Origin of the sequence: Dyella sp. (assembly GCF_035685805.1) — a bacterium.
Classification (GTDB): Bacteria; Pseudomonadota; Gammaproteobacteria; order Xanthomonadales; family Rhodanobacteraceae; genus Dyella_A.
Map to the genome: position 1 here is coordinate 1 of NZ_DASSAB010000010.1, position 14,382 is coordinate 14,382.

Genomic DNA, 14,382 nt, shown 5'->3' on the forward strand with positions numbered 1-14,382 from the left:
GCTGGCTATGTACGAGACTTCATCGCCAAGAAGTCCCAGCTCACCCCCAATGTGGTCGCGGCACTTGCAACGCCTTACCATCGGGCCTAACCAGTCATTCAAGGCGGACGGCTTCGCCGCCGCTTAACTCCAGCGTTAGGCACCACATGGAACCGCGCGTAAAACGAAACCTTGCAGCCAAGGTCCACCGCCTTCTCACAAAGGAGTTGGCGTCATACGGCTATACCAGAGGCAAGCCCACCTTTTGGTCACGCCCTAACAAGTATGTCGTTGAGTTCATTCACCTTCACCTCTACAGCTTTGCGCCCACATTCCGAGTTCATTGCGGAGTACGCGTTCTCAACAGTGACTTTCAGGCAGTTGCACTCAACGGGCTTCACTCAGATGAGCAGCGCCCACGGCTCGCAATAGAGTTCAGCGCTACTCCAGATTCGCTAGACGACTGTGTCGCAAACATCAGTCAGTACTGCACGACAACGTGCGAAGCTTGGTTCAACGACTTCAAGACAGTAGAGTCCCTCCTCGGCGCAGGTTCGCCTCTGAGCAGGGAAGATCGAGAAGCACTGAAAGGCGCCCTTACAGGTCACCCCAATCCAAGCCTTATCCAGCATGCACGAGAGTTGCTAGGTGTCGCCTAACTACTCGTTCAAGGCGACGGCTACGCCGCCGCTTAACTCAAGCGTTAGGCCGCACAGCATGGACTCGCAGGCAATTGAGGATTGGGCAAACGCATACATTGCCTTGCAACAAGATGGCTCTCGGCCGCTAGACGGGCATCATTTGTTTTGGGCTGCAGAGCGCTTCATGTTTCCAGTGCATACGGCAGACGCCGAGGATTGTTGGGCAACGATCTTGGCAATTCTCGCCCGTGCCCCACCCAAGGATGTTCTCGGCTTGCTTGCAGCGGGCCCGCTTGAAGACCTCATCCACCATGCCGGGCCCGGGTTCATAGATCGCATAGAGCTTCAGGCACGTAAAGATCCTGCTTTTCGTCATCTACTCGGTGGCGTCTGGGCAAGCAGTACACCCGATATCTGGGCACGCATAGAGGCTGCACGTGGCGCAACGTGGTAGTGCTGCCTAACATCTCGTTCAAGGCGGACGCCTCCGGCGCCGCTTAACTCCAGCGTTATGGCTCATGGAGATTGAGGGCATCCATTATAGGTTCCAAGTTGCCAGTGACCTGCAGCGAGATGGTCTTGGCCTTGAGTGCTATCGTCAGTCCTCGGCTGGCGAGGAGCTGGTGCTTGAAGTATTTCGCAACGACTCCAAGCTCGAGTACACAGTCAATCAGTTTTCGCAAAATTTATCGTTGGCGCTTTTGGAGCACATCACAAGCGTTGCTCGTACCAAGCTGGGCGGTTTCGCGCCCTAAACAGTCATCCAAGCGGAAGGCTCCGCCGCCGCTTCATTCCAGCGTCAGGCCGATGAACACCAGTAACTTACTAACTGATGGCCATCTATCTCTTTGGGATCTGTCGAGCCTTGAGAGGGCGGAAACAACCGTTAATCGTATGGACGTTAAGGCTCTTCACATTGGGGCGCACCTGTACGGCGCCATAACACTCCCAGTGTTGCTCAACCGATTATCAGTGTTCAACAACGTACGGCTCGTTCGTCTAGCTGACGATCGTACACCCGACGTCGATATGCCATCAGTCGAAGCAAAGTTCTGTACGGCCTTCCCGGGTGCTAAGTTTGAGTGGACGTGGGATGGCCTGGTTGCTGGCAAGCACGGCAGATAGGCCTAAGGATTCATTCAAGCTGACGCCACTTCGCGGCGCGGCGTAATTCAAGCGTAAAAGTGCAGGACAGCGTAGACCCTCCTTCGCTCGCAGAGCGACTTAGTTGTCTGATGCTTCCCTTACGCCCAGCTTCTCCCACCCCTCGCTACCTAACTTGCGCAACGTGTCGATGTTGCGCCGGTAGATTTCATCCGGGTCGGTCATGGCTTCGGCGGCGCGTTCGACGCTGGCTTCGCGCAGCAGGTGCAGGGTGGGCCAGGGCGAGCGGTTGGTGGCGTTCTCGACGTCGTCGGGGGCGGTGTCGGCGAACTGGTAGTGCGGGTGGAAGCTGGCAACCTGCAGCACGCCGTCGAGCTTGAGCGTTTCCACCGCCGCGTCGGCCACGTCGAGGAAGTCGTTGTAGTCGAGGAAGTCGGCCAGTACGTGGGGATGGATCAATAGCGTTGTTTCGCAGTCTGCCGCGTCGGCCGCGGCCAGGCTTTGCAGCTCGTTGCAAAGGTCATCCAGCAGGGTGTCGGTGTCGCGGGCGTGGCTGACCGCGTAGCGGATGCGGCCCTGGATGAACGGGGCGCGCGCAAACGGGCAGAGGTTGAGGCCGACCACGGCGCGCTCCACCCAGCGGCGGGTGGCGCCGATGTACGGGAGGTCCGGCGGCGTGACGCCGGCGGTGATGGCGGGGTTGGGTTCGGTCATGGCGGCGGCAGAGGCGGAACGGCCGTCGACTATACCCGCGCCGTGGCGCTCAGCTGCCGTCGGCGACGACCTGGCCGCGCCCGCGGTGCTTGGCGGCATACAGCGCGGCATCGGCACGGGCCAGCAGCGCATCGACGTCCGGTCCCGGGGCCGCGTCGGCCGTGGCCACGCCGACGGAAACGCTGACGTGCGGCCGATCGCCCCGCGCGTGCTCGATGCCCAGCGCCGCCACCGCCTGCAGGATACGTTGGCCGATGCCCCACGCACCGGCAGCGTCCGCGTCCGGCAGCACGCAGGTGAACTCCTCGCCACCGGTGCGGGCGACAAAGTCGCCGGGACGCGACAGCGCCGACTGGATCGCCAGCGCCACCCGTCGCAGGCAATCGTCGCCAGCGAGATGGCCGTAGTTGTCGTTGAAGGCCTTGAAGTGGTCGATATCGATCACTGCAGCCGAAAGCGGTACCTGCTCGCGGCGGCAGCGCCGCCATTCATGGGCGAGGCGCTCGTCGAACTGGCGGCGGTTGGGCACGCCGGTGAGGCCGTCGATCCAGGCCAGCCGGCGCAGGATGTCGGATTGGTACTTGAGCGTGAGGTGGGCGCGCACGCGGTTGCGGGTGGTCTGCGCGTTGATTGGCTTGGTGATGAAGTCGACCGCGCCGGCGTCCCAGCACGCGGCTTCTTCGTCGGGGTTGTCCAGCGCAGTGACGAAGATCACCGGGATGGCTGCCGTCTCCGGCGATTGCTTGAGCGCGCGGCACACCTCCAGCCCGCTGAGATCGGGCATGAGTACGTCCAGCAGCACCAGGTCCGGCGGCGACTTGCGGCAGAACGCCAGCGCCTGCTCGCCGGAGGTGGCCATGAACACGTCGTGGTCGCCCGAGAAGATCTGGTGGATCAGCCGGATATTGATCGGCTGGTCGTCCACCACCAGCAGCTGCGCGCGGCGCGGCGGCGTCTCGGCGGGCACGGCGGCAGGTGGCGGGGCGGGCAACTTGTCGTTCATGTCAGGCCTGCTGGTGACGCATGAGCCGCTGGCAGGCGGCGAGGGCGGCGGGAAAGTCCATGGCGGCCAAAGCGGCCTCGATACGCTGATGGGTGCCGGGATGGCGCGCGGCCATTGCCGGCGACATCGCCAGATATACGTCCAGCGATTGCAGGTTGGATGCCTGCAGCAGCGCCATCAGCGACTTCATCTGTGCGCGCGTCACAGGTGCGTGGCCGCTGGTGGTGGCGGTCGCGGGGTGGTCGGTGGCCGCTGCCGGGTCTGCTGCCGGCGCCGCTGCCGGCGCGATCTGCGCCACGACCTCGGCCAGCATGTCGCGCAGCGCGTCCAGGTTGATCGCGGACTGCCAGTCCACCGGCACCACGTGGACCGCGCGCTCCTGCGCCGCCGCCGCATGGGCCAGGCCCTGCGCGCCGACGGAGCCAGCGAGCCCCTTGAGGGTGTGCAACTGGCGCAGCGCATCACTCTTGCTGGCATCGGCGCGCGCGCGGTCGAGCCCGTCCAGCAGGGCAGTGGCCGACTCGGGAAATGCGGCCAGGGTGGATGCGTAGAGTCGCTCGTTGCCGCCCATGCGGCTCAGCGCGCCGTCCCGGTCGAGTGCGCCGGCGGGTCGGGCGTCGGCACCGGGCCGGGCGCTTCCGTCCAGGCGCGGGATGGACTGGGCCAGCGCGGCGCTGCGGCCGGTCCAGTGGCGAAGTCGCGCCACCAGGTCGTCCAGGTCGAACGGCTTGCCGATATGGTCGTTCATGCCGGCGTCCAGGCAGGCCTGGCGGTCCGAGGGCATGACGTTGGCGGTCATCGCGATGATCGGCAGGCGCGCGCGGTCCGGCAGGGCGCGGATGCGGCGGGTGGCGGTGTAGCCGTCCATGTCCGGCATCTGGATGTCCATCAGCACGGCATCGCAGATCTTGCCGTCGCCGCTGAGCCGCTCCAGCGCAGCGTGGCCCCCGCCGACCACCTCGACGAGGGCGCCCTCGCCCTGCAGCAGCTCGGTGACCACCTGCTGGTTGGTCGGATTGTCCTCGACCACCAGCACGCGCATTTTTTCCAGCCGGCGCACCGACGCCAAGGCTTCGGGCGCGGCGCGACGGGCGGCGGGCCCGGCGGCGGGAGGCCGGTGCGCGCGGGCGTCGGCCACCGCGTCCAGCAGCATCGAGGCGGTAACCGGCTTGGTCAGGAAGCCGTCGAGCAGGGCGCCTTCGCGAGCGGTGCGCTCGGCCAGCGCATCGCGCCCGTGCGCGGTGACCATGACGATCAGCGGCGCCGCGTCCGGCGACATGTCGCGAATGCGCTGGCTGGTTTCCCAGCCATCGATGCCTGGCATGTGCCAGTCCACCAGGATCACGTCGTACGGCTGGCGAAGCGCCAGGCTGCGGGTAAGTTGCTGCAGTGCCTGCTCGCCGCTCTCGGCGACATCGACCTGCCAGCCGAGCGCTTCGCCCATGGTCGCCAGCACCTCACGGGCACTGGCGTTGTCGTCCACCGCAAGCACGCGCAGCGGCGCAGCCGTGGCTGGCGACAGCCCGTCAGGCACGCTCCATGTATCCGCTGGCACGCCCAGCTCCACGCTGAAATGGAAACGGCTGCCGCGGCCCGGCTCGCTCTCCACCCGCAGTTCTCCCCCCATCAGCGCGACCAGCCGGCGGCTGATGGCCAGGCCCAGGCCGGTGCCGCCGAAGCGGCGGGTGGTGGATGCCTCGGCCTGGGAGAAACCCTCGAAGATGCTCTCGAGCTTGTCCGCATCGATGCCGATGCCGGTGTCGCGCACCTCGAAGTACACCCGGATGCTGCGATCGAGCTGGGCCGCCAGGCGCGCGCTCAGCACCACCTCGCCGACGTGGGTGAACTTCACCGCGTTGCCGGCCAGGTTGATCAGCACCTGCCGCAGGCGCAACGAATCGCCCACCAGCAGCGCCGGCATGCGGTGGTCGATGTCGAAGACCACTTCGATGTTCTTGTCGCCGACATTGCCGCCGAGGATCACGCCGATGTCGCGGAACACGCTTTCCACGTCGAAGGTGGTCGACTCCAGCGTCTGTCGACCCGCCTCGATCTTGGAGAAGTCGAGGATGTCGTTGAGGATCGCCAGCAGCGTGCGGGCGGCATTCTCGGTCTTGCTGCAGTAGTCGTGCTGGCGCTCGTCCAGCGCGGTGCGTTGCAGCAATTGCAGCATGCCGAGGATGGCGTTCATCGGCGTGCGGATTTCGTGGCTCATGTTGGCCAGGAAGTTGCTCTTGGCCGCGCTGGCGGCCTCGGCCGCGGCCACCGCATCGACCATGGCCGACTCGGTCATGCGCTGCAGCGTGATGTCTTCCGCGATCGACCACAGGTAGGGGCGACCGTCCATCTCCAGCCGCACGCCGTTCAACCGCACCGGCGTGCGCTCGCCGTTGGCGCGCACGTATTCCTTCTCGTAGGGGCCGTAGCGTCCGGTCTGCTCGATGATGCTGAGCACGGCGCGTTCCTTCGGCTCGTACTCCGGCGGGGTCAGCTTCCAGTAGTCGATGCTGCGCAGTTCGGCGTCGCTGTAGCCGGTGAGCTGGCAGAACGCCTCGTTGAACTCGACGAACTGACCGCGCTCGTCGGTGAGCGCGATGCCCAGCGGGGACAATTCGAACAGCCCGCGCAGCTTGCGCTCGTTGACCGCCAGTGCGGCCTCGCGCTTCTTGCGTTCGCGCAGGTCCACCGCGATCCCGAGGTAGCCGAGCACCTCGCCGTCGCTGCGGTACAGCGAGCTGACGTTGATCAGCACCGGCACGCGCTGGCCATCGCGGGTGATGTAGGTCCACTCGTGCACGTCGGGCTTGTCGCGCGCCTTGGCAACAAACACCTCGAAGCCGGGCCGCACCGGCCGTCCCAGCTCCTCGCGCAGCCAGGCGGCGCGGGCGGCGACTTCCTCGCGATCGTGGAAGCGTTCGGGCGTGGCCAGCCCCACCAGCTCCTCGGAGCGGTAGCCGAGCATGCTCTCGGCGGCGGGGTTGAACAGCGTGATGATGCCGTCCGGATCGGTGGCGATGATGGCGTAGCCGGCGTTGGCCAGGATCGCCCGCTGCAGCGACGAGAACGCCTGCAGCTCCGCGGTGCGCTCCTGCACTTGCTGCTCCAGCGTGCTGTTGGCCTCGAGCACGCGGCGCTCGGCGTCCTTGCGCTCGTGGATGTCGCGTACGGTGAGCGCGATGCCGCTGACACGGCCGCGACCGTCGCGGATGGGCGCGGCCGATACCTCTACCTCCAGCGGGCGTCCGGACTCGTGCCGCCGGATGGTTTCGAAGGCCGCCACGTTGCCGCCGCCGCAGACGGTTTCCACCATCGCCTTGTGCCCGGCCAGGTGACGCGCCGGCACGATCATGTCGGCCAGGTGGGTGCCCAGCACGGCCTCGGCGGCATAGCCGAAGATCTGCGTGGCGGCGCGGTTCCACTCGGTGATGCGACCGTCCAGGGTGGTGCCGATCACCGCGTCGTAGGAGCTCTCCACGATGGCGGCCAGCCGCGCCTGCTGGGCGTAGGAGCGCTGCTTGCGCAGCTGCAGGTTGAGCAGCACCAGCAACAGCGTGGCCAGCAGCGCACCGATTGCGGCCACCACGCCGCTCACCCACAGCGAAGAACTCAGCCCCAGCGCGGCGATGAAGGCCGGTCGTGCCTGGATCTCCACCTGCCACACCCGCCCGTACACCACGAACCGACGCAGGTGCGACGGCTGGCCCTGCACGTCCTGCTGGTGCGAAGCGAAGAACAGGGTCGGCTTCAGCGGGTCGGTGACGTCGCTGAGGCGAAAGCCGTAGTCGCTGTTGGTCTCGTCCAGGCTGGTGAGGATGTCGTCGGTGACCAGCGGCGCGTAGACCCAGCCGATGCAGTCCTGGATGCGGCGGGCCGCCGGCGGATGCTGCGAGCCGCGGTACACGGGCATCAGGATCAGCATGCTGCGGTTGGTCACCCCTGTGGCCTGCACCAGCGTGATCGGCGCCGTCAGTGCCACGTTGCCGCTGGCCATGGCGGCCACCGCCGCGCTGCGGCGGCTGGCTTGCGAGGCGATGTCCAGCCCCAGTGCGGCCTCGTTCGTCGCCAGCGGCTCGATGAACTTGATCACGAAGCGCTCGCCCTTGTGCGGGGCGAGCTGGTGGATGGCGAAGCCAGGCAGGCCGTCGGCCCGCGCGCGCGCAACGAAAGCCGCCTCGCCGTCCTGCGGCACCCGCGCGATGAAGCCGAAGCCGCGCGCGCCGGGAAACTCGGCGGCGATATCGCGCGACTCGGCGTAGCGGGCAAATTCCTGCGCCGTGATGCCGCGGCCGCTGGCACCGATGACGGCGCCGCGCGCCCCGCGCAGGCCGTACTGGTACAGCTCGAAACGGCGTTGCAGGCTGGTCGAGGCCTTCCTGCTGAGCTCCGCCAGCCGCTCGGCGATGATCTGCTGATTGTGCTGGTGCTGGTAACGGCCCACGACAGCGGCGCCCAGCAGGAACAATCCCAGGGCCAGTACAGCCCAGCCTGCGCTGCCCCAGCGGGTCTTGTTTTGGCGGGCTGGCATCTAAACGCGTTCCTGATCGATGAAGGTGGCGCCGCCGCTTCGCTGCCTTTGGCCCCTGTCCCTGCGACGGGCCGGCCCAGCGTTCGTGGGTGGCCCGATGCTAGCCCAACTGCAGCCCGGCGGGACCGAGCCTGATGACAAGCCGGGCAGGGGCCTGGCTTGCATGTTGTCCAACACGCCTCAACCATCGAAGCCATGCCTGATCTGCACTTCGACAATGCCTTCGTGCGCGAGCTTCCCGCCGACCCTGAAACCGGCGCGCGGCTGCGCCAGGTGGAGGGCGCGCTGTACTCGCGTGTGGAGCCCACGGCGGTGGCCCGGCCGCAGCTGCTGGCACATTCGCCGGAGCTCGCCTCCCGGCTGGGCTTTGAGCCGGCAGACGTGGCGAGCCCGGCGTTTGCCGAGGTGTTCGGCGGCAACCGCCTGCTGCCGGGCATGCAGCCGTGGGCCAGCAACTACGGCGGTCACCAGTTCGGCCACTGGGCGGGCCAGTTGGGGGACGGACGCGCGATTTCACTGGGCGAGCTGATCGATCCGCAGGGCGCGCGCTGGGAGTTGCAGCTCAAGGGTGCAGGGCCCACGCCGTATTCGCGCAGTGCGGACGGACGCGCGGTGCTGCGCTCGTCGGTGCGCGAGTTTCTGTGCAGCGAGGCGATGCATCACCTGGGCGTGCCGACCACCCGCGCGCTCAGCCTGGTCGGCACCGGCGAACCGGTGCTGCGCGACATGTTCTACGACGGCCACCCGGCGCCTGAGCCCGGCGCGGTGGTGTGTCGCGTGGCGCCGTCGTTCATCCGGTTCGGGCATTTCGAACTTCCCTACGCGCGTGGCGACCTGGCCCTGCTGCGCCAGCTGGTGGCTTTCACCATTCGCCGCGATTTTCCGCACCTGGACGGTGAGGGCGAGCCGCTGCTCGCCCGCTGGTTCGAGGAGGTATGCGAGCGCACCGCCCGGATGGTGGCGCACTGGATGCGCGTGGGTTTCGTGCATGGCGTGATGAACACCGACAACCTCTCGATCCTGGGGCTGACCATCGACTACGGCCCGTATGGCTGGATCGACAACTACGACCCGCAGTGGACGCCCAACACCACCGATGCCGCCCACCGCCGCTACCGTTTCGGCCAGCAGATGCAGGTGGCCTGGTGGAACCTGTCGCGGCTGGCCTCGGCGCTCTCGCCGCTGTTCGCGAGCGTGGAGCCGCTGCAGGCCGCGCTCGACGGCTTTGCGCGCAGCTACGTGGCGCTGGAGCAACGCCAGGCCGCCGACAAGCTGGGACTGACCGAGCTGCGTGCGGAAGACGACACGCTGCACGCCCAGCTGCGCTCGCTGATGGAGCGTGCCCAAGTGGACATGACGTTGTTCTACCGCGCGCTGATGGATTTCGATCCGGCGCAGCCGGCGCCGACCGCGGCCATGGAGGAGGCGTTCTACGAGCCTGCCCTGCGCGAACAGTTCGACCTTGAGCTGCGTGACTGGCTGATGCACTACGCGCAGCGGCTGGCCAGCGACGAATCGCCCGTGGCGCAGCGCCGGGAGCGGATGCGGCTAGTGAATCCGCGTTACGTGCTGCGCAATTACCTGGCGCAGGAGGCGATCGACCTGGCGACCTCCGGTGACCTCTCCGGCGTGCAGGCGCTGCAGGAGGTGATGCGCCATCCCTATGACGACCAGCCGGGGCGCGAACGGTTTGCCGCCAAGCGTCCGGCATGGGCAAAACAGAAGGCAGGCTGCTCGATGCTGTCGTGCAGCTCCTGAGTGGTGCGGGACGGGATGACGGAGCACAAAATCCTTCGATATCGCGAACCGGCCCTGCAGCACGAGAGCGTCGCTGTGGGCGCGGCTTTTGCGCGGCCTTGTTGCCTTTTCGTAAAGCCGCGGTGAGCACTGCCGGCCAGCGGCGGCGACAGTGGTCGACGCCAGCTGAATCGTTGCGACGTGCCCCCTTGAACTTATGTCGCCCAAGCCGCACAAAGGACTCGTATCGCCGTGATGGCGACAGGAAGTGGGCCGGAAAATCGGGCCACTGAGGGGTTGCCCCTTTCCTCCCCCGGATAGGCGACCTGACAAACCCCGGCATGCCCCTCCCCTGGCAGCCGGGGTTTTTTTTGCCCGGCGTCTGCACCGCCACCGGGCGGGCCGGTGTACTTGCCACTTGCCCGGTGGTGCGGCTGCCCGGCCGTTTCGTCGTGGCCGCGATCGCGCCGATAATGGGCGCTTGCCCCGGCTACCGGCTGCCCGATGATCATCCAATCGCTGCTCGACACCGACCTGTACAAGTTCTCGATGATGCAGGTGGTGCTGCACCAGTATCCCGGTGCGGAGGTCGAGTACCGCTTCAAGTGCCGCACCCCCGGGGTGAACCTGGTGCCGTACATCGAGGAGATCCGGGCCGAGCTCGATCACCTGTGCAGTTTGCGCTTCACCCCGAGTGAGCTGGACTACCTGCGCGGCTGGCGCTACATCAAGAGCGACTTCGTCGACTTCCTGGGTTTGTTCCAGCTCAACGCCAAGTACGTGTCGATCGAGCCGGCCGCGCAGGGCAGCGGCGAGATCGAGATCCGCATTCGCGGGCCATGGCTGCACACGATCCTGTTCGAGGTGCCGCTGCTGGCGATCGTCAACGAGGTGTACTTCCGCAACACCCAGCCGGAGCTGGATCTTGCCGAGGGCCGCGAGCGCCTGCGCGCCAAGATCGCCCTGCTGCGCGACACCCCCGGCTATGGCGGCTGCCGGATCGCCGACTACGGCACCCGGCGACGCTTTGCACGGCACTGGCAGGAAGAGGTGGTGACCACGTTGCGCGACACGCTGGGCGAGCAGCTGGCCGGCACCAGCAATGTGTGGCTGGCCCGCCAGCTCGGACTCACGCCGCTGGGCACGCTGGCGCACGAGTATCTGCAGGCGCACCAGGCGCTGGGGCCGCGCCTGCGCGATTCCCAGGTCGCCGCGCTGGAGGCGTGGGCGCGCGAATACCGGGGCGACCTCGGCATCGCGCTGTCCGATGTGTACGGGCTCAACGCGTTCCTGCGCGATTTCGACATGTACTTCTGCAAGCTTTTCGACGGCACGCGGCACGATTCGGGCGATCCGTTTGCGTGGGGCGAGCGCGTGTTGGCGCACTACCGCGCCAACCGGGTCGACCCGCGCGGCAAGATCCTGGTATTCAGCGACGGGCTGGACATTCCGGCGGTGATGAAGCTCTACGCCCACTTCCAGGGGCGCTGCCTGCTGGCCTTCGGCGTGGGCACCAACCTCACCAACGATGTGGGACCGACGCCGCTGCAGATCGTGATCAAGATGGTCCGCTGCAACGGCCAGCCGGTGGCGAAGCTGAGCGACTCGCCAGGCAAGAACATGTGCGATGACGCCGCCTACGTGGCGTACCTGCGGCAGGTGTTCGAGATCGCACCGGCTGCGGGCGGATAGCGCCGGCCCTCAACGTCGCCGGCGGCGTGGGCCCGCGCGAAGGGACGGCCACGCCAGCAACAGCAGCGAGACGAGGGCGACGAGGGCACTGAGCAGCAGGCGCATGGGCGGAACCAGCCAGACGAAGCGGCGACGCCCTGCACCTTAAATCGCTACCGGCCCGGCGGCCATACGGCCATTTTTCATATTCTTATGCCGCCTGCTTCAGCCCGCGCTTGCGCGGCGCGGGTCGGCAGCGCAGGCTGGCAACCTCCAGCAAAGGCGCATTCCATGACCGGCATCCAGGACTTCTCCGTTCGCGACATCGATGGCAACGAGCGCTCGATGGGCGAGTTTCGCGGCAAGACGTTGCTGATCGTCAACGTGGCCTCCAAGTGCGGCTTCACTCCCCAGTACCAGGGGCTGGAAAAGCTCTGGCGCGAGATGCGCGACAAGGGCGTGGTGGTGCTGGGTTTTCCGTGCGACCAGTTCGGTCACCAGGAACCCGGCGACGAGGCACAGATCCGCGACTTCTGCAGCACCACTTATGACGTCAGCTTTCCGATGTTCGCCAAGATCGACGTCAATGGCCCCGACGCCGATCCGCTCTACCAGTGGCTGAAGAGCGAAGGCCGGGGAATCTTCGGCAGCGAGGCGATCAAGTGGAATTTCACCAAGTTCCTGGTCGATGCGCAGGGGCGGGTGGTCAAGCGCTACGCATCTACCGACACGCCCGAGAAGATCGCCCGCGAGCTCGCCGCGCAGCTGGTGTAGTTCTCTCCGCCTGTCCTGCTCAGGGCGCGGGCGGCGTGCCGGCTAGCAGCGCGGCGATGGCGTCCACGTCCCGGCTGGCCGACGGAGCACCCGCTTGCGGCTCGTAGTTGTTGAGCATGATGGCGAAGGCAAGGTGCTCGCCGCTGTCGGTGGTGAGGTAGCCCGCGAGGCAGTTGACGAAGGTCATCGAGCCGGTTTTTGCCTGCAGCCGGCCGGCCAGCGGGGTGCCGCGGAAGCGGCTGGCCAGTGAGCCATCGACGCCCGCCAGCGGCAACGCGTCACGCAGCAGCGACGCGTAGGGCTGCACGGCGAGGTATTGCAGCAGGCGCACCATCGCCGCCGGCGTCACCAGGTTCTGCCGCGACAGTCCGCTGCCTTCCTCCAGTCGCGCCTGCGTCGGCGCGATGCCGATGCGATCGAGCAGCTTGCGCAGGGCGCGAAGGCCCCACGCCTCGGTGGTGATGAACCCCTGTGGCGGCGAGGCGCCCTGCATGGCGATGGTCTGCGCCTGCACGCCCGCCATCAGCAGCAGGTTCTGCAGATACAGATTCTGCGATCGCTTCAGGCCCCGTCGCAGGATCTCGCCCAGCGGCGGCGAGTCGATCTCGCCGACCAGGGTGGCACCAGCGATCAGCGTACTGTCGTCGTCGGGCCAATGCAGCGTGCGCACGCGCCCGTCGAGCAGCACGTCGTGCCGGGCGAACGCCTCGCGCAGCGCTTCGGCGGCCACGCGTGCCGGATCGGCCATCGCCAGGTGGAACCGGCGCGGCGACGTGTCCGCGGCGACGCTGCCGAAGGCGTACAGCGTGTCACCGCCAGGCGCCCGGTAGAGGTTGATGTCGCTGCGGCTGCCAGCCGCGGTGGTGACGATCCGACTGGTAAGGCCGGGGATCGCCAGCGGTGGATCCAGCGCCAGGTCGGCCGCGCCACCGGCATGCGCCGCCGGCGACACGGTGAGCCAGCCTGCGTTCTCGCGCACGCTCAGCGCGGAGGCCGGCACGGCGAACGCGCTCAGCAGGTCGCCTACCTCCCAGCCTGAGCCGATCAACGGCCCGGCGAAGTAGCTGTCGTCGGCAATCAGGTCGCCGTGGATGCGCGTGATGCCGTTTGCGGCCAGCTGCGCGGCGAGCTGGTCGGCCCAGTCCGCGCTGGTGCCATCGGTACCCAGCGCGGGGTCACCCATGCCGTAGAGCACCAGGGGGCCATCGAGCCGCCGGCGATGCACCGGCCCTTTGGCGAGTAGCCGGGTGGTGGCGTGCTGGTCGGCGCCGAGCGCGTCCAGAGTCAACGCCGCGGTGAAGAGCTTCGCGGTGGAGGCCGGTTGCAGCAGGTGCTCGGCACGGTGCGCATAGACGGTGCGGCCGTCGTCGAGCGACACCACCGCAACGCCCCACTGCGCGCCGGCGAAGCGCGGCTGCGCAATCAGCGCATCGATCGACGCGGTCAGCGCGTTCGGCTTGTCCACCGGGCGCAGCGCCGAAGCAGCGACGGGTGCCTGGGCGTGGACGGCGCTGCACAGCGCCAGGGACAGCAGCGCCGCAAGGCGGGTAAGAGTTCGGTGCATGCGTTTCAGTATGAGCCCTGCACGGCCCCTGCGCAGGGCGTGGAGGGTCGATCTGTTAGTCTTCGCGCTTCGTGCTGGCGTGCAGCCGGCGGATTTGTCCCCCATCGCGAGAGTATCCATGCAGATTGCCGAACACAGTGTCGTCTCCTTCCACTACACGCTGACCGATGACCAGGGCACGGTGATCGACAGTTCCGCCGAGCGTGAGCCGCTTACCTACATGCACGGCACCGGGCAGATCGTGCCGGGCCTGGAGAAGGTGATGGCCGGCCACCAGGCGGGCGACCAGTTCAAGGTCGACGTGAGTCCGGAAGAAGGCTACGGCGTGCGTCATGCGGAGCTCGAGCAGCAGGTGCCTCGTGATGCGTTCCAGGGCGTGGAGAGCATCGAGCCGGGCATGCAGTTCCAGGGCCGTGGTCCCCAGGGCGTGATCAACGTCACCGTGACCAAGGTCGAGAACGACGTGGTGTTCATCGACGGCAACCACCCGCTGGCCGGCCAGAACCTGCACTTCGACGTGCAGGTGACCGACGTGCGCGAGGCCAGTGCCGAAGAGAAGGAACACGGTCACGTGCACGGCGCCGGCGGCCACCAGCACTGATACGTCGACCGCCGGCCACTGCGCCGGAAGGGAAAAAACAACGCCGCCCTCGGGCGGCGTTGTCGCGTC

9 protein-coding genes are annotated in these 14,382 nt (G+C 67.1%); 5 read left to right on the forward strand and 4 right to left on the reverse strand.

Annotated elements, in window-relative coordinates:
* Window positions 1-696: 696 nt before the first annotated feature.
* Entirely contained in the window at window positions 697-1,074 is a 378-nt protein-coding gene (locus VFG40_RS01830; RefSeq protein ID WP_324894292.1) for a DUF6869 domain-containing protein, read from the forward strand.
* A 770-nt stretch (window positions 1,075-1,844) separates the two neighbouring features.
* On the opposite strand, the gene VFG40_RS01835 is transcribed toward VFG40_RS01830, so the two are convergent.
* Genes VFG40_RS01835 through VFG40_RS01845 form a run of 3 tightly spaced genes read right to left on the reverse strand, consistent with a single transcriptional unit; the run spans window position 1,845 to window position 7,966 of the window.
* Complete coding sequence (locus VFG40_RS01835) at window positions 1,845-2,438, reverse strand: DUF1415 domain-containing protein (protein ID WP_324894294.1); 594 nt, start codon at window positions 2,436-2,438, stop codon at window positions 1,845-1,847.
* 49 nt (window positions 2,439-2,487) lie between these two features.
* Window positions 2,488-3,441: a diguanylate cyclase domain-containing protein gene (locus VFG40_RS01840; RefSeq protein WP_324894296.1), complete on the reverse strand. Its 954-nt coding sequence runs from the start codon at window positions 3,439-3,441 to the stop codon at window positions 2,488-2,490.
* A gap of 1 nt (window position 3,442) precedes the next feature.
* Entirely contained in the window at window positions 3,443-7,966 is a 4,524-nt protein-coding gene (locus tag VFG40_RS01845) for a PAS domain S-box protein (RefSeq protein ID WP_324894298.1), read from the reverse strand.
* Between the two features lie 195 nt (window positions 7,967-8,161).
* Between VFG40_RS01845 and VFG40_RS01850 the strand changes: the two genes are divergently transcribed.
* The 3 genes from VFG40_RS01850 to VFG40_RS01860 all read left to right on the forward strand — a co-directional run bounded on the left by VFG40_RS01850 (window position 8,162) and on the right by VFG40_RS01860 (window position 12,148).
* Window positions 8,162-9,724 (forward strand): protein adenylyltransferase SelO, encoded by a 1,563-nt coding sequence (locus VFG40_RS01850; RefSeq protein ID WP_324894300.1) that lies wholly within the window; start codon window positions 8,162-8,164, stop codon window positions 9,722-9,724.
* 483 nt (window positions 9,725-10,207) lie between these two features.
* Window positions 10,208-11,395, forward strand: a complete 1,188-nt coding sequence (gene pncB, locus VFG40_RS01855) for a nicotinate phosphoribosyltransferase (RefSeq protein ID WP_324894302.1) — start codon at window positions 10,208-10,210, stop codon at window positions 11,393-11,395.
* A 270-nt stretch (window positions 11,396-11,665) separates the two neighbouring features.
* Window positions 11,666-12,148, forward strand: coding sequence for a glutathione peroxidase (locus tag VFG40_RS01860; protein WP_324894304.1), 483 nt, complete (start codon window positions 11,666-11,668; stop codon window positions 12,146-12,148).
* A 19-nt stretch (window positions 12,149-12,167) separates the two neighbouring features.
* Here VFG40_RS01860 and dacB read toward each other — a convergent pair whose 3' ends face one another.
* The gene (dacB, locus tag VFG40_RS01865) at window positions 12,168-13,712 is read right to left on the reverse strand and encodes a D-alanyl-D-alanine carboxypeptidase/D-alanyl-D-alanine endopeptidase (protein ID WP_324894306.1); all 1,545 of its coding nucleotides are present in this window, start codon (window positions 13,710-13,712) and stop codon (window positions 12,168-12,170) included.
* Window positions 13,713-13,830: 118 nt separating this feature from the next.
* Between dacB and VFG40_RS01870 the strand changes: the two genes are divergently transcribed.
* A complete protein-coding gene (locus VFG40_RS01870) occupies window positions 13,831-14,313 on the forward strand; it encodes an FKBP-type peptidyl-prolyl cis-trans isomerase (protein WP_324894308.1) in 483 nt (160 codons plus the stop codon).
* The last annotated feature ends 69 nt before the right edge of the window (window positions 14,314-14,382 follow it).